Source organism: Amycolatopsis sp. lyj-23 (genome assembly GCF_046549135.1).
In the GTDB taxonomy this organism is placed as follows: domain Bacteria; phylum Actinomycetota; class Actinomycetes; order Mycobacteriales; family Pseudonocardiaceae; genus Amycolatopsis.
Map to the genome: position 1 here is coordinate 34,885 of NZ_JAJPWN010000015.1, position 21,108 is coordinate 55,992.

4 protein-coding genes are annotated in these 21,108 nt (G+C 74.0%); 3 read left to right on the forward strand and 1 reads right to left on the reverse strand.

What is annotated here, in order from left to right; genetic code table 11:
• Entirely contained in the window at positions 1-18,066 is an 18,066-nt protein-coding gene (locus tag ACLJPY_RS33540; RefSeq protein WP_410594721.1) for an amino acid adenylation domain-containing protein, read from the reverse strand.
• 135 nt (positions 18,067-18,201) lie between these two features.
• Between ACLJPY_RS33540 and ACLJPY_RS33545 the strand changes: the two genes are divergently transcribed.
• From ACLJPY_RS33545 to ACLJPY_RS33555, 3 genes are read left to right on the forward strand one after another with little or no spacing between them, the layout of a single operon-like run.
• Positions 18,202-19,239 (forward strand): FecCD family ABC transporter permease, encoded by a 1,038-nt coding sequence (locus ACLJPY_RS33545; protein WP_410594723.1) that lies wholly within the window; start codon positions 18,202-18,204, stop codon positions 19,237-19,239.
• Positions 19,239-20,297 carry a FecCD family ABC transporter permease gene (locus ACLJPY_RS33550; RefSeq protein ID WP_410594725.1) on the forward strand — a complete coding sequence of 353 codons (1,059 nt, stop codon included), beginning with the start codon at positions 19,239-19,241 and terminating at the stop codon, positions 20,295-20,297. Before ACLJPY_RS33545 ends, ACLJPY_RS33550 begins: the two co-directional genes overlap by 1 nt.
• 4 nt (positions 20,298-20,301) lie before the next feature.
• Complete coding sequence (locus tag ACLJPY_RS33555) at positions 20,302-21,105, forward strand: ABC transporter ATP-binding protein (RefSeq protein ID WP_410594727.1); 804 nt, start codon at positions 20,302-20,304, stop codon at positions 21,103-21,105.
• The last annotated feature ends 3 nt before the right edge of the window (positions 21,106-21,108 follow it).

A 21,108-nucleotide genomic window follows, 5' to 3' on the forward strand; every position in this document is an offset into this window, starting at 1 on the left:
CTACTCCGTGTCTCGGGTCAGCAGCGCGGCCAGTCCGGCCGCGGTGGGGGTGCGGAAGAACTCGGCGATGGCCAGTTCGGTCCCGAGCCGCTCGGTGATCCGGTTGCGCAGGACCACCAGCAGCATCGAATGGCCGCCGAGGGTGAACAGGTCGTCGTCGGCGCCGACGGCGGCGACGCCCAGGACGTCGGCGAAGATCTCGCAGAGCGCCTTCTCCACGGGGGTTTCCGGGGCCCGGCCGCGCACTTCGAACGAAGGCACCGGCAACGCCGCCCGGTCCACCTTCCCGTTGGGGGTCACCGGGAACGCGTCCAGTGGCACGATCGCCGCGGGCACCATGTACTCCGGCAGCGACCGCGCCAGGAACTCGCGCAGCCGCGCCGGGTTCGCGCTCGCCGGAGTCGTGTACGCGACCAACCGCTCGTCCCGGACGACGACGAGCGCCTCCCCGACGTCCTCGTGCCGGGTCAGGGCCGTTTCGATCTCGCCCGGCTCGATCCGGAAGCCGCGGACCTTCACCTGGTCGTCGGTGCGCCCGAGGTATTCGAGCTGCCCGCCGGGCCGCCACCGCACCAGGTCGCCGGTGCGGTACAGCCGCTCCCCCGGCTCGAACGGCGAAGCGACGAACCGTTCGGCGGTGAGCGCCGGCCGTCCGTGGTAGCCGCGGGCCAGCCCGGCGCCGGCCAGGTACAGCTCCCCCGGCACCCCGGCCGGGACCGGCGTCAGGCCGCCGTCCAGGACGTACGCCCGCGTGTTGTGCACCGGACGGCCGATCACCGGCCGGTCGGCGGCGCCGAAGCGGCCGACCAGAGCGTCCACAGTGGCCTCGGTGGGGCCGTAGAGGTTGTACGCGGCCGTGCCCGGCATCGACGCCAGTGTCTCCCACAGCGGTTGCGAGACGGCTTCCCCGCCGACACCGACCACGCCCAGCGCACACCGGCCGTCCGCGATCACCCCGGCCGCGGCCAGCTGCGCGAAGTGCGACGGCGTGAGCTCGAGGAAGTCCAGTCCGCGCTCCCGCACCACCGCCGCCAGCCGGTCGGGGTCGCGGCGGGTGTCGTCGTCGACGACGTGCACCTCGTGCCCGTCCAGCAACCACAACTGCGGCTGCCAGGACGCGTCGAAGAAGAACGCCCAGGCGTGCCCGACCCGCAGCCGCCGCCCGCCCGCAGCCGCGACGGCCGGGCGGTAGAGCGTTTCGCGGTGGCTGTGGAACAGGTTGACCAGCCCGGAATGCGGGATCACCACACCCTTGGGCTTGCCGGTCGACCCGGACGTGTACAGCACGTACGCCGGGTTCGCGGGCGACGGCGGCGTCAGCGCCGCGTCACTGTCCACAATGTCCTCGACGAACAGCGCGTCCGGGACGAGCGAAGCCAGCGAGCGGCTGCTCAGCACCAGCGAAGCGCCCGAGTCGTCGAGGATCGCCGAGATCCGTTCCAAGGGCTGGTCCGGGTCCACCGGCAGGTACGCCGCACCCGTCTTGAACACGCCGAAGATCGCCTCGACGACCGCCGCCGAACGTGGCAGCACCAGCGCCACCACCTGCTCCGGACCGGCGCCCCGCGAGGCCAGCCACCGCGCCAGGCGGTCGGTCCGCGCGGCGAACTCCGCGAAGGTGACGCTGGAGCGGGCGTCGCTCAGCGCGGTCGCCTCCGGCGTCGCCGCCACCTGGGCGGCCAGCCGGTCCACCACCGTCGGCGCCGAGACCGTGAGCGGCTCCCCGGCGCTCCAGTCGTGCAGGATCCGGTGCCGCTCGCCGGCGTCGAGGACGTCGATCCGGCTCAGCGGCCGGTCCGGGTCCGCGACGACCGCCGCCAGCACCCGGACCAGGCGCTCGGTGAGCGTCCGGGCCGTCGGTTCGTCGAAGAGGTCCAGGCTGTATTCGAGGTCGCCGTCAATGCCGGCGGCCGTCTCGACCAGGTCGAACGACAGGTCGAACTTCGCCTGCCGCAGTCCGGTGCCCCGGTAGGCCGCGTCGAGCCCGAGCAGCCGTTCCGGCTCCGAGCCCGAGTGGTAGACCGCGAGCATGACCTGGAACAGCGGGTGCCGGGCCAGCGACCGCGGCGGGTTGAGCAGTTCGACGAGGTGCTCGAACGGCAGGTCCTGGTGGGCGTAGGCGGCCAGGTCGGCCTCGCGGACGCGGCCGAGGAGCTGCCGGAACGTCGGGTCGCCGCCGGTGTCGGTCCGCAGGACCAGCGTGTTGACGAAGAATCCGGCGAGGTCCTCCAATGCGTGGTCGGAGCGCCCGGCCACCGGCGTCCCCACGGGGATGTCGGTGCCCGCGCCGAGCCGGGTCAGCAGGGTGGCCAGCGCCGCCTGCAGGACCATGAACGTGCTGGTGCCGCTGCGGTGGGCCAGCTCGCGGAGTCCGGTGTGGACGGACGCGGGCACGGTGAACGGCACGGCGGCGCCGCGGTTGGTCGACCGCGGCGGGCGCGGCCGGTCGGCCGGGAGCGCCAGCTCGTCGGGCAGGCCCGCGAGGGTGTCCCGCCAGAACGCCGCCTGACGGCCGAGGAAGCTGTCCGGGTCGTCGGCGCGGCCGAACATCTCCCGCTGCCACAGCGTGTAGTCCGCGTACTGCACCGGCAACGGCGTCCACAGTGGACGCTCTCCGCGCCGCCGGGCCGCGTACGCGGTGTCGAGGTCCCGCTTCAGCGGCGGCAATGACCAGCCGTCGCCCGCGATGTGGTGCACCAGCAGCACCAGCACGTGCCGGTCGGGCCCGGCCGAGACGAGCGTCGCCCGGATCGGGATCTCCGCGTCGAGGGTGAAGCGGTACGACGCGGCGGCGGTGACGCGCTCGTCGAGGTCGGCCGCGGGCACGGTCTCGGTGACCAGCACCGGCTCGGCGTGGTCGAGCACGACCTGCCGTGGCGTGCCGCGCACTTCGACCAGCAGGGTCCGGAGGACCTCGTGGCGCGCCACGACGTCACCCAACGCGGCCCGCAACGCGCCGGTGTCGACCGGCCCGGTCAGTTCCCAGGCCCACGGGATGTTGTAGGTCGCGGACGGCCCGTCGAGGCGGTCGAGGAACCAGAGCCGCTGCTGCGCGGACGACAGCGGCACCACCTCGGGGCGCGACGCCGGGACCAGCGCCGGGCGGCGGCCCCGGCCCGGGTCCAGCGCGTCGGCGAGCCGGGCCGGGGTCGGCGCGTCGAACACCGCCCGGAGCGGCACCTCGACGCCGAGCCGGGCGCGGATCCGGCTGACCAGCCGCGTCGCCAGCAGCGAATGCCCGCCGAGGGCGAAGAACCCGTCGTCCGGGCCGACCGCCGGCACGCCGAGGACGTCGGCGAACAGCTCGCACAACGCCTGTTCGGCCGGGGTACGGGCGAGCCGCCCGGACGCGCGCACCCGCGGATCGGGCAAGGCGGCTCGGTCGGACTTGCCGTTGGCGTTGACCGGCAGCTCGGGCAGCACGACGATCGCCGAGGGCACCAGGTGCTCCGGCAGCCGCGCCGCGAGCGACGCCCGCAACGCGACCGGGTCGCCCGCCGGTGCCACGTAGGCGATCAGCCGGTCTTCCCGGGCGATCACGGCCGCGCGGGCCACCGCGGCGTCGGCCGTCAGCACGGCTTCCACCTCGCCCGGCTCGACGCGGAACCCGCGGATCTTGATCTGCTGGTCGGCGCGGCCGAGGAACTCCAGTGCCCCGTCGGCGCGGCGGCAGGCGAGGTCGCCGGTGCGGTAGAGCCGCTGCCCGGGCTCGAACGGCGAGGCGACGAACCGCTCGGCGGTGAGCGCCGGCCGGCCGAGGTAGCCCCGGGCGAGCCCGGCGCCGGCCAGGTAGAGCTCCCCGCGCACGCCCGGCGGCACCGGCCGCAGCGCGGCGTCGAGGACGTGCGCGCGGGTGTTGGCGATCGGCCGCCCGATCGCGACCGGGCCGCAGACCTGCGCCAGGCTGTCGCCGGCGACCTCCGAGCAGCCGTAGAGGTTGACCAGCTTCGCCGACGGCCAGCGGGCCGCGACCTTCCCGGCGAGGACGCCGGAAAGCGGCTCGCCGCTGGTGATCCACGTGGTCACCGAGCCGAACGCGCCGGCCGGAGCGTCCTCGGCGAACGTCTCGAGGAGGCTCGGGACGACGGTGAGCACCTGCGCGCCGGACTCGCGCGCCAGTTCGGCGAGGGCGATCGGGTCGGTGGCCGTGGCGTCGTCGGCGAGGACCACCGGATCGCCCGCGACGAGGCCGCCGAGCAGCTCGGTCGAGCCGTCGATGAACGTCAGCGCGCTCTTCGCGAGGCGCACGCCCCGGGCGAGATCGCGGCCCCAGTGCAGGCGGTTGGCCAGCGCGCGCTGGGTGCCGGCGACGGCCTTGGGGCGGCCGGTGGAACCGGACGTGAAGATCACGTACGCCGGGTGGTCCGGCTGCACCGGGGGCCAGGCCGGTTCGGTGCCGGTGTCGCCGGGCCGGACCAGCCGGTCCCCGAAGCCGTCTTCCGCGATGACCAGGTGCGGGGCCGCGTCGGTGAGCATCAGCTCGACGCGGTCCGCCGGGTGGTTCAGGTCCAGGGGCAGGTAGGCGGCGCCGGTCTTGAGCACCGCCAGGAGCGCGACGACCAGGTCGGCCGAGCGCGGCAGCGCGACCGCCACCACCCGTTCCGGCCCCGCGCCGCGGGCGAGCAGCGCCCGGGCGAGGGCCGTGGCCCGCGTGTCCAGCTCGGCGTAGGTGAGCCGCTCGGCGCCGGACACCAGCGCCAGTGCGTCCGGCGTCCGCCCGACCTGGGCGGCGAACAGCCCGGCGGCCGTCTCCGCGGGCAGGGTCGTCGCGGGGGCGGGCGTGAGCTGGTCGCGTTCGGCGGCGGTGAGGAGGTCGACGGCGCCGATCCGCGTGTCCGGGTCGGCGACGACGGCGGCCAGGAACTTCCGGAGCCGGTCCAGGAGCGCCTCGACGCTCGCGCGGTCGAAGACGTCGCTGTTGTACTCGGCCGTGCCGCGGATCCCGGCCCGGTGCCCGGGCCGCTCGCCGACGAAGAACGTCAGGTCGGCCCGCGCGGTGCCGGTGCGGACCGGCTCCTCCGCGACGGCCAGCCCCGGCAGGGCGAGGTCGGCGACGGCGTTGTTCTGCCAGGCCAGCATCGTCTGGAACAGCGGGTGGTGGGCCGGCGACCGGACCGGGTTCAGCGCCTCGACCAGCCGCTCGAAGGGCACGTCCTGGTGGGCGTAGGCGTCGAGGCTGCGGTCCCGCACCCGCGCGACGAGGTCCCGGAACGACGGGTCGCCGCCGGTGTCCACCCGCAGGACGAGCGTGTTGACGAAGAACCCGACGAGGTCGTCGAGCGCGGCGTCGGTGCGGCCGGCGATGGACGTGCCGAGCGGGATGTCGGTGCCCGCGCCGAGCCGGGTGAGCACCGCGGTGAGCCCGGCGTGCACGACCATGAAGACGCTGGCGCCGCAGGCGCGGGCCAGCGCGAGGAGTCCACTGTGGAGCTCCGCGTCCCAGCCGAAGGCGAACTGCTCGCCGCGGTAGGACGCCCGGTCCGGGTGCGGCCGGTCGGTGGGCAGCTCGATCCGCTCGGGCAGGCCGGCGAGGGCTTCGCGCCAGTAGGCCAGCTGCGGCTCGATCACCGGTTCGCCGAGGACGTGCCGCTGCCACAGCGTGTAGTCCGCGTACTGCACCGGCAGCGGGATCCATTGTGGAGCTTCACCGGCCTGGCGGGCGGTGTAGGCGGTCGCGAGGTCGCGCCACAGCGGCGCGGTCGACCAGCCGTCGGAGGCGATGTGGTGGAACACCAGCACCAGGACGTGCGCGCGGTCCCCGAGCCGGAGCAGCCGCGCCCGCAGCGGGAGCTCCGACTCCAGTTCGAACACCGTGCCCGCCGCCTCGGAGACGGCGTCGGCGAGGGTGTCCTCGGTGACCGGGTGGACCGGCAGCGGGAGGGTGACGTCGTCGAGGACGAGCTGCCGGGCCTCGCCGTCGACCTCCGGGAAGACCGTGCGGAGGGCTTCGTGCCGTTCGACCACATCGGACAGTGCCGCGCGCAGCGCTTCGACGTCGAGGACGCCGGTCAGCCGGACCGCCGTCGGCATGTTGTACGTCGCCGACGGGCCTTCCAGGCGGTGCAGGAACCACAGGCGCTGCTGCGCGAACGACAGCGGCAGCACGTCCGGACGCGGGTCGGCGCGCACCAGCGCGGGCCGGGCGGGCGAAGCGCCCGAGGTGGCCAGCAGGGCCGCCAGCCCGGCCACGGTCGGCGTCTCGAACACCGACCGCACCTGCAGTTCGACGCCGAACACCGCGCGCAGCCGGGCGACCAGCCGCGTCGCCAGCAGGGAGTGCCCGCCGAGGGCGAAGAAGTCGTCGTCGACTCCGACGGACGCGTCGAGGACCTCGGCGAAGAGCCCGCAGAGGACCTCTTCGACCGGGGTTCGCGGGGCCCGGCCGGCGGTGGCCGCCTGCGGGTCCGGGCTCGGCAGGGCGCGGCGGTCCAGCTTGCCGGAGGCCAGCAGCGGCAGCCGGTCCAGCAGCACGAACGCCGACGGCACCATGTACTGCGGCAGCCGGTCGCGGACGTGCGCCCGCAGCGCCGCGACCAGCGCGTTCGTGTCCCGCTGCCCGGCCGGGTGGTTGCCCAGCGCGTCGAGGGCGGCCCGGACCGGCCGGGCGCGGTGGATGCGCGTCGGCTCGCCGGTGGTGAACACGGCTTCCAGGGCGCCCTCGTCCGCGGTGAGGGTCGCGTAGACGCGGTAACCGTGCCGTTCGCCGAGCTCGTGGAGCGTCTCGGGATCGACTCCGGACCGGTCTTCCAAAGAGGACAGTGCCGTCCCGGGGTCGCCCGCGGCCAGCGCGGTGACGGCGGCGAGTTCGCCGGACAGCCGGGCGTTGGGCACGCCGGTCACGCGCAGCCGGGCCGGGCGGCCCACCAGGGCCTCTTCCAGGTCGTCCCATGCGACGACCAGCTCTTCCGGGGTGTCGGGCCGCGGCGCCTTGCGCAGCACGACGTCGTAGCGGTGCCGGGTCAGCTCGTTGTGCGCACGGCCGCGCTTGACCCACAGGTCGACATCGTCGAAACCGTCGAGCTCCAGGGCGCCGAAGAAGTCGGGGTCGAGCACCAGCTCGCCTTCGCGGGCGATCGCCTGGTCCACCGCGGCGACGTCCCGGCGGCCGTGGCGCAGCTCGGTCGCGGTCCGGAACGCCCGCAGCGAGCGGAGGTTCCGGATGTCGCCGAGGAAGATGACGCCGCCGGGCCGGACGTGCGCCGCGGCCGTGCGGAGAACCTCGGCGAGGTAGCCGACGCTCGGGAAGTACTGGGCGACCGAGTTGACGATCACCGTGTCGAACTCCGGCAGTTCGCCCAGGTCGTGGGCGGGCCGGGCGGCCACGCGGACCTTGCTCGCGAACGGCGTCGCCGCGAGTTCACGCCGCAGGTTGGCGATGGCCTGCTCGGACAGGTCGACGCCCCAGTACTCCTCGGCGTCCGGCGCGATCCGCGAGAGGATCAGCCCGCTGCCGACGCCGATCTCCAGGACGCGCTTCGGCCGCAGCGCCCGGATCCGGTCGATCGTCGCCGCGTGCCACTCCCGCATCTCGCCGACGGGGATCTCGGAACCGTCGTAGCTGGAGTTCCAGCCGGTGAAGTTCTCCTCCAGCCCGCCGGACGCCGCTTCGGTGAAGACGTTCTCGTGCAGCTCGCGCCACTCGCCGACGTGCGCCAGCTCCGCTGCTTCGTCCCGCCCGGCCGACGGCACGGCGTAGGCGATGAGCCGCCCGTCCCGGGCGACGACGACCGCCTGCCCGACGGCCGGGTGTTCGGCCAGCACGGATTCGATCTCGCCGGGTTCGATCCGGTAGCCGCGGATCTTGATCTGGTCGTCGGCCCGGCCCAGGAAGACCAGCCGGCCGTCCGGCAGCCACTTGACCAGGTCACCCGTCCGGTAGAGGCGGCCACCGGAACCGAACGGGTCCGCCACGAACCGCTCGGCGGTCAGTCCCGGCCGGCCGAGGTACCCGCGCGCCAGGCCGCTTCCGGCGAGGTACAGCTCCCCCACCACCCCGGGTGGCACCGGCCGCAGCCCGGTGTCGAGCACGTACGCGCGGGTGCCGGGGTCGGGGATGCCGATCGGGACGACGGCCGCGGCCGCCAGCTCGGCCGGGTCGCTTTCGCCGAGGGTCGAGTTCGTGGTCGCCTCGGTCGGGCCGTAGGCGTTGAACATCCGCCGTCCCGGCGCCCAGCGGCGCACCAGTTCCGGCGACACGCGTTCGGTGCCCGCGAGCAGCACGCTGTCCCGTGGCAGGTCGAGGTCCGCGGGCAGCGCGTCGAGCAGGGCCGGGGGCAGGATCATGAAGTCGACGGCGTGCCGGTGCGCGTACTCGGTCAGCGCCGGGCCCGCGACCCGCCGCTCGGCCGGGACGACGACCAGGCGGCCGCCCGAGAGCAGACCGAGGCACAGGTCCCAGAAGGCGACGTCGAAACTCGGCGACGCGAACTGCAGCACCCGGCTGTGCGGGCCCACCCCGAACCGCTCGGTCTGCGTGGCGACCAGCTTCGCGACGCCCGAGTGCTGCAGGACGACCCCCTTGGGCCGCCCGGACGAGCCGGACGTGTAGATCACGTACGCCGCGTTCTCCGGCGTGATCGTGACGGCTGGGTCCTCTGTGGACATTCCGGCGAGCGCCGCGTCCTCCAGGAGCACCCGGGGCAGCGCCGCCGGCAGCTTCGCCTCGACCTCCCGGGTCGTCACCACGCACACCGGGGCCGCGTCTTCGACCATGTAGGCGATGCGATCGCCCGGGTAGTCGACGTCGATCGGCAGGTAGGCGGCACCCGCCTTCAGCACCGCCAGCTCGGCGAGGATCATGTCCGGCGACCGCGGCACGGCGAGCGCGACGACCCGCTCCGGTCCGGCGCCGCGGCCGAGCAGCAGGTGCGCGAGCCGGTTGGCACGGGCGTTCACCTCGGCGTAGGTGAGCTCGACGTCCTCGAACACGAGCGCCACCGCGTCGGGCGCCTCGGCGACGCGCCGGGCGAACAGCCCCGGGAACGTCTCGGTGCCCGCCGGTTCGAGCGAGCCCGCCCACCCGGTGAGCACCCGGTCGCGCTCGTCGCCGTCGAGCAGGTCCAAGGCACCGACGGGACGGTCGGGCTCGGCCGCGGCGGCCCGGAGGAGCACCTCCAGGCGGCGCAGGATCGCGTGCGCGCCGGCGTGGTCGAAGACGTCGGCGTTGAACTCCAGGACCCCGGCGATCCCGGCGTCGCGCTCGGTCAGCGAGATCGACAGGTCGAACTTCGCCGTCCCGGTGGTCACCGGGATTTCGGTCACGGCCAGGCCGGGCAGCGTCACTTCGGCGCGGGCGTTGTTCTGCCCGGCGATCATGACCTGGAACAGCGGGTGGTACGACAGCGACCGCGCCGGGTTCAGCACCTCGACCAGCCGCTCGAAGGGCACGTCCTGGTGGGCGTAGGCGTCGAGGTTGCGCTCGCGGACGCGGGCGAGCAGCTCCCGGAACGTCGGCTCGCCGCCGGTGTCCACGCGCAGGACCAGGGTGTTGACGAAGAACCCGACGAGGTCGTCCAGCGCGGGGTCGGTGCGCCCGGCTATCGGTGCGCCGATCGGCACGTCGGTGCCCGCACCCAGCCGCGTGAGGAGCGCGGCGAGGGCCGCGTGCACGACCATGAACACGCTGGCGCCGCTCTCCCGGGCCAGCTCGGCCAGGCGCGCGTGGAGGCCGGCGTCCCAGGTGAAGGTGTGAAGCTCGCCGCGGAAGGTCGCGGTGGCCGGGTGCGGGCGGGCCAGGGGCAGCTCGATCCGGTCCGGCAGGCCGGCCAGGGCCGTCCGCCAGTGGTCCAGCTGCGCGCTCAGCACGCTGTCCGGGTCGTCTTCGCGGCCGAGCAGGTCGTGCTGCCACAGCGTGTAGTCCGCGTACTGCACCGGCAGCGGCGGCCACCGCGGCGGCTCACCGGCGCGGCGGGCGGTGTAGGCCGTGGCGATGTCACGCCACAGCGGGGCCATCGACCAGCCGTCGGAGGCGATGTGGTGGAACACCAGCGCGAAGACGTGCTCGCGGGCGCCCAGGCGCAGCAGCTCGGCGCGCACCGGCACCTCGCGCTCGAGGTCGAACGAGCCGCGGACCAGCCCGGTCAGCGCGTCGTCGAGGCCGGTGACCTCGCGGACGGGCAGGTCAAGCTCCGCGGGCGGAAGGATGTCCTGGTAGGGCACGCCGTCGCGCTGCGGGAACCGGGTGCGCAGGGCTTCGTGCCGGGCCACGACGTCCGAGAGCGCCCGGCGCAGCGCCTCGACGTCGAGTTCGCCTTCGAGGCGCATGACCAGCGGGACGTTGTAGGTGGCCGAGAGACCTTCGAGGTGGTGCAGGAACCACAGCCGCTGCTGGGCGCCGGACAGCGGGACGAAGTCCGGCCGTCGCGCGGCGGCCAGCGGAGGCCGCGCGGTACCGCGAGCGGTGGCGAGCACCCCGGCCAGCCCCGACGGGGTCGGCGTCTCGAAGACCGCCCGGACCTCGAGCTCGGCGTGCAGGGCGGTGCGGACGCGGGCGATGAGCCGGGTGGCCAGCAGCGAATGGCCGCCCAGTGCGAAGAAGCTGTCGTCCGGGCCGACCCGCGGCAGGCCGAGGACGTCCGCGAACAGCTCGCACAGCTGCCGCTCGACCGGCGTGCGCGGTTCGCGGTCCGACACCGGCGCGGCCGGCTCCGGCGCCGGCAGCGCGCGGCGGTCGAGCTTGCCGTTCGCCGTCACCGGCAACGCGTCGAGGACGACGATCGCGGAGGGCACCATGTGCTCGGGCAGCCGTCCGGCGGCGAAGGTCCGCAGCTCCGCCGGCAAGGCCGCGCTCCGGCGCGATCGCCGCGGGTTGCCGGTGTAGGTCAGGATCGGATCCGGGCCGGGCCGGAAGGCGCCGACCGCGTCGCCCCCGGTGAACAGGACGTCGACCGAGCCGTCGCCGGCCGCGGACCAGGTGACGACCGCACCCAGTGCGTACCAGTCTTCGGGGTCGACGCCGTCGGTGATCCGTCCATTCGGGACACCCTCGACGCGCAGGCCGTCGCGCCGCCGTTCGGCCACCTCGTCCACAGTGGACACCTCGGTGCCCCAGGTCAGCGTCTCGACCGGTCGCGGCTCGGCGGTGCCGGGGCGCAGGACGACGTCGTAGCGGAACTGGGTGAGCTCGTTGACCGCCCGGCCGCGCTTGACCCGGATGTCCGCGGCCACCCCGTCGAGGCCGGCGAAGAACTCCGGTGCGACGAGCAGTTCCTTCTCCCGCAGCAGCCGCTGTTCGACGTCACCACCGCGCGCCCGGGCGACAGCGGTGTGGAACGCCCGGACCTGCCGCAGGTCCCGGACGTCCCCGACGAAGAGCGAGCCACCCGGCGCCAGCAGCGCCAGGGCTTTCCGCACGACGTCCAGGAGGTAGCTCCCGCTCGGGAAGTACTGGACGACGGAGTTGAGCACGATCGTGTCGAAGAACGCCGGGGGCAGGCCGGTGACGTCGGCGGCGTCGCCGGTGCGCAGTTCGACGCGCCCGGCGAGCGCCGGTTCCGCCGCGACCCGCTCGCCCAGCGAAGCGATGACCTCGGCGGAAAAGTCCGTGCCCCAGTAGGCCTCGCAGTCCGGGGCCAGCTCGGTCAGCAGCAGGCCGCTGCCGACGCCGATTTCGAGCACCCGCCGCGGCCGGAGCTCACGGATGCGGGTGACGATCGCGGCACGCCACTCGCGCATCTCCTCGCGCGGGATCGGCTCGCCGGTGTAGCTGGAGTTCCAGCCGGCGAACTCGTCGCGGTCGACGGCGTACATCGAGTCGTACAGCTCGCGCCACTCGCCGACCTGCTCGGTCTCCTCCTCGGCCGAGCCGGCGGCGTCGGCGTCGGCGGGGACGACGTACCCGACCAGGCGGATGTCGCCGGGCCGGTCTTCGCGGGCGACCACGACGGCGTGGGCGACGTCGTCGTGCGCGGACAGGGTCGCGGCGATCTCGCCGGGCTCGACGCGGAAGCCGCGGATCTTGACCTGCTCGTCCCCGCGGCCGAGGAACTCCAGGACGCCGTCGGTGCGGAAGCGGGCGAGGTCGCCGGTGCGGTACATCCGCGCGCCGGGCGCGCCGAACGGGTCGGCGACGAACCGCTGGGCGGTCAGCCCGGCCCGGCCGAGGTAGCCGCGGGCCAGCTGGACGCCGGCCAGGTACAGCTCGCCGGGGGTGCCCGGCGGCACCGGGCGCAGGGCGGCGTCGAGGACGTAGGTGCGGGTGTTCCACACCGGACGTCCGATCGGGACGGATGTGTCCTCGGTGGACGTCCGATGGGCCGTGACGTCCACCGAGGCTTCGGTCGGGCCGTAGAGGTTGTGCAGCTCGGCGTCGAGGACGTGCCCGAACTGCGTGACGGCGTCGAGGGGCAGTGCTTCGCCGCTGCAGAGCACGCGGCGCAGGCTCGTGCACTCCCGCGCCGCCGGTTCCTGGAGGAAGACCTGGAGCATCGACGGGACGAAGTGGACGGTCGTGATCCCGCGGTCGCGGATGAGCCGGGCGAGGTAGGCCGGGTCCTTGTGCCCGTCCGGGCGGGCGAGCACCTCGGTGGCGCCGGTGAGCAGCGGCCAGAGGAACTCCCAAACCGACACGTCGAAGCTCGACGGCGTCTTCTGCAGCACGCGGTCGTCGCCGGTGAGGCCGTATTCGTGCTGCATCCACAGCAGCCGGTTGACGATCCCGGCGTGCGGGACGACGACACCCTTGGGGCGGCCGGTCGACCCGGACGTGTAAATGACGTACGCCGGGTGCTCCGGCCGGAGCAGGACGTCGAGGGGTGCGTCGGGGACGACGGCGAGGGTGGCCGGGTCGTCCAGCAGCAGCGCGCCCGGGACGGCGGTGTCCGCGACGGCCAGCACCAGGGCCGGCTCGGCGTCCTCGAGCATGAACGCGATCCGGTCGGCGGGGTAGCCGGGGTCGAGCGGCAGGTAGGCCGCGCCCGTCTTCAGCACGGCCAGGATCGCCGTGACCAGGTGCGTCGAGCGGGGCAGCGCCAACGCGACCACGCGCTCGGGCCCCGCGCCCCGCGCGGCCAGGACCCGGGCGAGGCGATCGGAAACGGCGTCGAGTTCGGCGTAGGTGAGTTCTTCGTCCTCGAAGACCAGCGCCGGGTGATGCGGCGTCCGCGCGACCTGGGCGGCGAACAGCTCGGGCACGGTCACCGCGGGCACGTCCTCGACGGCCCCTGACCAGGTCTTTTCGAGGCCGTCACGCTCGGCCGGGGTGAGCACGTCGAGCGAGCCGAGGCGCCGGTCCGGGGCGGCGACGACCTGCCGCAGCAGCGTTTCCAGGCGGTCGAGGAGCCCGGTCACGGTGGCCCGGTCGAAGACCTCGGCGTTGAACTCGGCCTGGCCGTGCAGCCCGTCGGGACGCTCGGTGAACGAGAACCAGAGGTCGAACTTGGCCGTGCCGGTGCCGACCGGCTGTTCGGTGACGGTCAGGCCGGGCAGTTCGACGCCCGCGCCGGGGGTGTTCTGCCAGGCGAGCATGGTCTGGAACAGCGGGTGGTGGGCCAGCGACCGCGCCGGGTTGAGCGCTTCGACCAGGCGCTCGAACGGGACGTCCTGGTGGGCGTAGGCGTCGAGGCTGCGCTCGCGCACGCGGGCGACGAGGTCCCGGAACGACGGGTCGCCGCCGGTGTCCACCCGCAGGACCAGGGTGTTGACGAAGAAGCCGACGAGGTCGTCGAGCGCGGGGTCGGTGCGCCCGGCGATCGGGGTGCCGACGGGGATGTCCGTGCCCGCGCCGAGGCGCGAGAGCAGGGCCGTCAGTGCCGCGTGCACGACCATGAACGGGCTGGCGCCGCAGGCGCGCGCGAGGTCGGTGAGCGCGGTCTGCAGCCCGGTGTCCCAGGTGAAGGTGAAGAAGCCGCCGCGGTAGGCCGACACGGGCGGGTGCGGCCGGTCGAGCGGGAGCGGGATCCGGTCGGGCAGGCCGGCGAGCGCGTCCCGCCAGTAGGCGAGCTGGGCGGCCTCTTCGGTGTCCAGGAGTTCGCGTTGCCAGAGCGTGTAATCCGCGTACTGCACCGGCAGCGGTGTCCACTGTGGAGCTCCGCCACGCAGGCGCGCGCGGTAGGCGGTGGCGAGGTCGCGCCAGAGCGGGGACAGCGACCAGCCGTCGGCGGCGATGTGGTGGACGACCAGGACGAGGACGTGTCGCCGAGGGCCGTCGGTGAGCAGTTCCGCGCGCACCGGCACCCCGGCGCCGAGGTCGAACACCGCACGCACGAGTCCGGCCACTTCGGAGTCCACGTCGGACACTGCGCGGACGGCGAGCTCGACCGTCCCCTCGGGCAGGATCTGCTGGTACGGGACGCCGCCGACGACCGGGAACACCGTCCGCAGGGCTTCGTGGCGGGCCACGACGTCGTCGAGCGCCGCCCGCAGCGCGTCGACGTCGAGCTCACCGGCCAGCCGTATGACGAGCGGCACGTTGTAGGTGGCCGAGCCGCCTTCCAGCCCGTGCAGGAACCACAGGCGCTGCTGGGCGGACGACAGCGGCAGCCGGTCCGGCCGCTCGGTGACGCGGACGAGCGGGCGCCGCCCGGTCGCAGTGACCGACCCCGCGAGGAGGTCTGCCAGCGCGGCCGGCGTCGGCGCGTCGAACACCGCCCGCACACCAACCTCGGCGCCGACGGCCGCACGGATGCGCTGGATCAACCGGGTGGCGAGCAGGGAATGCCCGCCGAGGGCGAAGAAGTCGTCGTCCGGTCCGGCCTGCGGGACGCCGAGGACGTCGGCGAACAGCTCGCACAGCAGTTGCTCGACGGGGTGGCGCGGCGCGCGGCCGGGCCCGGCGTCGAAGCGGTCCGGGCTCGGCAGGGCCTTGCGGTCCAGCTTGCCGGAGGCGAGCACGGGCAGCTTGTCGAGCACGACGAACGCCGACGGCACCATGTACTGCGGCAGCCGCTCCCGCACGTGCGCCCGCAGCGAGGCCACGAACGCCCCGGTTTCCCGCCCGGCCGCGGGGTTGTTGGCGTACGACCCCGGTGTGCCCGTCCGACGGACCGGCCGGTACGCAGCGCCCCCCACGCGCCCCAAGGCCACATTGGGGCGCGTGAAGACGACTTCGAGTTCACCGGCTTCGGCCGCCGGGGTGACCGCCACGCGGTAGCCGGCCCGCTCGCCGAGCGCGTACAAGGCTTCCGGGTCGACGCCGTCCCGCCGCCCCAGCGCGGCGAGGGCCGCCTCGGCGTCGCCGGTGTCCAGCGCGCGGACCGCGGCCAACTCGCCGGCCAGGCGCGCGTCCGGGATCGCGGTGACGCGCAGTCGTTCCGGTTTCTCGGCAGCCAGGAACCGTTCCACGGCAGCGAGATCGCCGAACGCGACGACCTGCTCGCCGGCCGGCTCGGGCCGCGGCGCTTTCCGGAGGACGACGTCGTAGCGGTGCCGGGTCAGCTCGTTGTGCGCGGTGCCGCGCTTGACCCACAGGTCGACGTCGTCGAAGCCGGCCAGGCCGCGGGCCAGCGCCGGGAAGAAGTCCGGGTCGAGGACCAGCTCGCCCTCACGGGCGAGCGCCTGGTCGACCGCGGCGACGTCGGGACGGCCGCGGCGCAGCTCGACGGCGGTCCGGAACGCCCGCAGCGAACGCAGGTTGCGGATGTCGCCGAGGAAGATCGCTCCGCCCGGCCGCACGACACGCGCAGCCGTCTTGACGACTTCGGCGAGGTAGTCCGCGCTCGGGAAGTACTGGGCGACCGAGTTGATGATCACCGTGTCGAACTCCGGCAGCTCGCCGAGGTCGTGGGCGGGCCGGGCGGCGAGGTGGACCTTGCCCGCCAGCCCGGGCACGGCGGCGACCTCTCGCCGGACGTTCTCGATGGCGCTCTCGGAAAGGTCGACGCCCCAGTAGGTTTCGGCGTCCGGCGCGATCCGCGACAGGATCAGCCCGCTGCCGACGCCGATCTCCAGCACCCGCCCGAAGGGGGCACTTTCACCTGAAAGTGCCCCCTGGGTGGCCAGGGCACGGATGCGCTCGATCGTCGCCGCGTGCCACTCGCGCATCTCGGCCAGGGGGATCTCGGAGCCGTCGTAGCTGGAGTTCCAGCCCGCGAAGTTCTCCTCGATGCCGTGGGAGCCGGCGAGCATCTCCTCGTGGACGGCGCGCCATTCGTCGACGTGCCCCTGCTCGGCCGCCTGGTCGCGGTCGGGCACCGGCACGGCGTAGGCGATCAGCTGCCCGTCACGGGCGACGACGACCGCCTGCCCGACGCGCGGGTGTTCGGCCAGCACGGACTCGATCTCGCCGGGTTCGATCCGGTAACCGCGGATCTTCACCTGGTCGTCGACCCGGCCCAGGAACACCAGCCGACCATCCGGCAGCCACTTGACCAGATCACCGGTCCGGTACAGCCGCCCACCGGAACCGAACGGATCCGCCACGAACCGCTCCGCCGTCAGCCCCGGCCGCCCGAGGTACCCGCGCGCCAGGCCGCTCCCGGCCAGGTACAGCTCACCGGCGACGCCGACCGGCACCGGCGCGAGGTGCGCGTCGAGGACGTAGGCACGGGTGCCGGGGTCCGGCACCCCGATCGGCACGGCCGAGCCGGGGGCGATCTCCGGGTCGCAGCGGCCCAGCGTCGAGTTGGTCGTGGCCTCGGTCGGGCCGTAGGCGTTGAACATCCGCCGCCCCGGCGCCCAGCGGCGCACCAGCTCGGGCGACACCCGCTCGGTGCCCGCGAGCAGCACGCTGTCCCGCGGCAGGTCGCAGTCCTCGGGGAATTCGGCGAGCAGGGCGGGCGGCAGGATCATGAAGTCGACGCCGTGCGCGTGCGCGTATTCGGCCAGTTCCGGGCCGGGCACCCGCCGCTGCGCCGGGACGATCACCAGGCGCCCGCCCGAGAGCAGGCCGAGGCACAGGTCCCAGAACGCGACGTCGAAACTCGGCGACGCGAACTGCAGCACCCGGCTCTGCGGGCCGACGCCGAACCGCTCCGACTGCGTCGCGACCAGCTTCGCCACGCCCGCGTGGGAGACGACGACCCCCTTGGGCCGTCCCGTGGATCCCGAGGTGTAGATGACGTAGGCGGCGTTCGCCGGGACGATCGCGGCGGCGGGGTCGGTCGCCGGCTCCCACGAGATGTCTTCGAGCAGCAGGACGTCGCCGTCGAAGCGGCCGGCGAGCTCGCGGGTGGTCACCACGCACACCGGGCGCGCGTCGGCGACCATGAACGCGATCCGCTCGGCCGGGTGGTCGGGGTCGAGCGGCAGGTAGGCGGCGCCGGCCTTGAGGACGGCGAGCTCCGCGACGATCATCTCGATCGAACGCGGCACGGCGAGCGCCACGACCCGTTCCGGCCCGGCGCCGCGCCCGATGAGCAGGTGGGCGAGCCGGTTCGCGCGCGCGTCCAGCTCGGCGTAGGACAGTTCCTGGTCTTCGAAGACGAGCGCGACCGCGTCCGGCGCCTCCCGGACACGGGCGGCGAACAGTTCGGGCAGGGTCGACAGCGGCGCCTCGAGGTCCGTCTCGTTCCATTCCTCGAGGATCCGGTGCCGTTCCGGGGCCGTCATCAGCTCCAGCCGGGACACCGGCCACTGTGGACGCTCGCGCGCGCCGGCGAGCAGGATCCCGAGGTGGTCCAGCATGCGGTCCACAGTGGACTCATCGAGGACGTCGGCGCGGTAGTCCGCGCCGTCCCGGGTCAGGTTCAGGTCGAGGGCCAGGTCGGTCTCGGCGCCGAAACCGACGTTGACCAGCACCGATCCCCCGCGTCCCGGCTCGGGCCCCAGCTCGGCGACCAGGTCGGCGAACGGAACCCGGTGGGCCAGCGCGTCTTCCCGTGCCTCGCGGACGCGCGCGACGACTTCGCCGAACCCCGGCGAGCCGCCCAGATCCACTCGGAGGGGCACCAGCGCGCCGATCCCGAGCACGACATCCACCGTTCCGGCGTACCGGGACATCAGCACCGCGAACGCCGCGAGGAGGGTCAGTTCGTCGACGGCGGGCAGCGGCCGGTCGAGCCGGGCGAAGACGGGCTCCCCGACGTACGGCCGGTCGACCGGCAGCGGCAGCTCCTTCGGCGCCGAAGCGAGGCTGTCCCGCCAGAACCCGAGCCTCGACACCTGCTGCTGCACAGCGTCACCGTTGCTCACCGGTAGACCAGCCTCCCGCTGCTCACGGCGCCCCGACCGGAGCGCTGACTTAGGTGACCCTAACAAACGGATGGTGAGGATGCACTCCTGTACCATCGGTTAGCCTTACCTAAATCAGTACCAGTCGGAGGTGCGGTGCGAACAGACCCCGGAGGCATCGCTCTCAAGCGACGCCCGCCACACACGGGCCGCGCACTCGGTCTCCTGGGCGCTTTAAGCGTCCTCGTTTTCCTGTGCCTGCTGAGTGTCTGGCTGGGATCGAAGGAGATTTCGTTCGGCGCCGTCTGGCAGGTGCTGTGGCACGACGACGGCTCGGCCGACGCCGTGATCATCCACAGTGTCCGGATGCCGCGCACGTTCCTGGCCGTCCTGGTCGGCGCCGCGCTCGGCCTGGCCGGCACCCTCATGCAGGCGCTGACCCGCAACCCGCTGGCCGAGCCGGGGCTGCTCGGGATCAGCGCCGGGGCCGCGTTCGCCATCGTCTTCTCCATCACCGTGCTCGGCGTCGGCTCCCTCTACGGCTACATCTGGTTCGCGTTCGCCGGCGCGCTCGCCGCGACGACGGTCGTCTACTTCCTCGGCACCCGCGGCCGCACCGGCTCGAGCCCGGTCAAGCTCGCCCTCGCCGGGGCCGCCGTGACGGCGTTGCTCGGCTCCTTCACCAGCGCAATGGTGCTCTCGGACCCGGTGGCGCTCAACCGGTACCGCTTCTGGTCGGCCGGATCGCTCGCCGGCGTCGACAGCGGTTCGCTGCTGCGGATCCTGCCGTTCCTGCTCGCCGGCGTGGTCCTCGCGCTCACGAGCGGGCCGGCGTTGAACAGCCTCGCGCTCGGCGACGACGTCGCGGTCGCGCTCGGGCGGCGGCTCGGCCCGCTGCGGCTGCGCGGCGCGCTGGCCATCACGCTGCTGACCGGCGCGTCCGTCGCGGTCGCCGGGCCGATCGTGTTCCTCGGCCTGATCGTGCCGCACGCCGTGCGGTTCGTCATCGGGCCCGACCACCGGTGGCTGCTGCCCTACACCGCGGTCCTCGCGCCGTGCCTGCTGCTGGCCGCCGACATCCTCGGCCGGGTCGTGGCCCGGCCCGGCGAGGTCCGCGCCGGCGTGATCGTCGCGTTCCTCGGCGCGCCCTTCTTCATCTACCTGGTCCGCCGCCGCAAGCTGGTGGAGTCCTGATGAGCCTGCTGCAGGTGCGGCGCGGCCGCGTCACCTTCCGCCTCGCGAAACCCGCGGTGTCCGGCCAGGTCCGGCTGCGGCTGGTGGCCGTCTCGCTCGTCCTCGCCGTGCTGGCGTTCGCGTTGTTCTGCGTGGGCATGACGATCGGCGACGTCCCGCTGAGCGTGTCCGACGTCTTGTCCGCGGTGTTCGGCGGCGGCGACAGCGGGACCGGCTACATCGTGCGGGAGCTGCGGCTGCCCCGGGCGCTGACCGGGCTGCTGGCCGGGCTCGCGTTCGGCGCGTCCGGCGCGGTGTTCCAGACCATCACCCGCAATCCCTTGGCCAGCCCGGACATGATCGGCATCAACGCGGGCGCGGCCACCGCCGTCGTCGCCGGGATCTCCTTCGGCTTCGGCGGCGGGCTCGGCACCACGACGCTCGGCCTGTTGGGCGGGCTCCTGACCGGCGTGCTCGTGTACGCGCTCGCGTGGCGGCGCGGGACCACCGGCTACCGGATCATCCTGGTGGGGATCGGGATCTTCGCGATGTGCACCAGCCTGACCGACTACCTGCTCAGCCGCGCGCAGATCACCGAAGCGCAGGCGTCGATCGGCTGGCTCGTCGGCAACCTCGCCAACCGCGGCTGGGAGCACGTCGTCCCGCTGGCGTGCGCCTTGGCGGTGCTGCTGCCGCTGGTGCTGGCCCTGTCCCGCTGGATGCGCACCCTGCAGCTCGGCGACGACGTGGCGGCCGGGCTCGGCACGCCGGTGCAGCCGGTGCGGCTGGGGCTGCTGCTGTCCGGCGCCGGGCTGGTGGCCTTCGCGACGGCGTCCGCGGGGCCGGTCTCGTTCGTCGCGCTGACCGCGCCGCAGATCGCGCAACGCCTGGCGCGCCAGGCGTCCCCACCACTGACGGCGTCGGCACTCACCGGCGCGGTCGTCGTGCTGGGCAGCGACATCCTGGCCCGCACGCTCACGGCGTCCCCGCTGCCGGTCGGCATCGTGACCGGCGCGCTCGGCGCCCCGCTGCTGCTCTGGCTGCTGGCCAGGGCCAACCGATCCGGTTCCGGAGGCTGAGAAGATGACACCGTCACTGCGGGTGCAGGACCTGCGCGTCGCCTACGACGACCGGATCGTCATCGACGGCCTCGACCTCGAGATCCCGCCGGGGAAGATCACCGCGATCGTGGGGCCGAACGCGTGCGGGAAGTCGACCCTGCTGCGCACGCTGGCCCGCCTCCTCACGCCGAAGGAGGGCGGGGTGTACCTGGACGGCCGGTCGATCCACGACCTGCCGACCCGCCAGGTCGCCCAGCGGCTCGGCATCCTGCCGCAGTCGCCGGTGGCGCCCGAAGGCATGACGGTGGCCGACCTCGTCGCCCGCGGCCGCGCCCCGCACCAGAGCTGGTGGCGCCAGTGGTCCACATCGGACGAAGGCGCGGTGCACGCCGCCCTGGAAGCGACCTCGATGACCGACCTCGCCGACCGCCCGGTGGACGAGCTGTCCGGCGGCCAGCGCCAGCGCGCGTGGATCGCGATGGCGGTCGCACAGGGCACGCCGGTGCTGCTGCTCGACGAGCCGACGACGTACCTGGACCTGGCCCACCAGATCGACGTGCTCGACCTGGTGGTCGACCTCAACCGCGCGGAGGGCCGCACGGTGGTGATGGTCCTGCACGACCTCCCGCAGGCGTGCCGCTACGCCGACCACGTGATCGCGATGAAGGCGGGCCGCGTGGCCGCGGCGGGCGAACCGGCGTCGGTGATCACGGAGGAGCTGGTCGACGAGGTGTTCGACGTCCGTTGCCGGGTGACCCCGGACCCGGTGAGCGGCACCCCGCTGGTCATCCCGATCAGCCGCCACCACCCGGCGCCGGTCAGCTAGCGC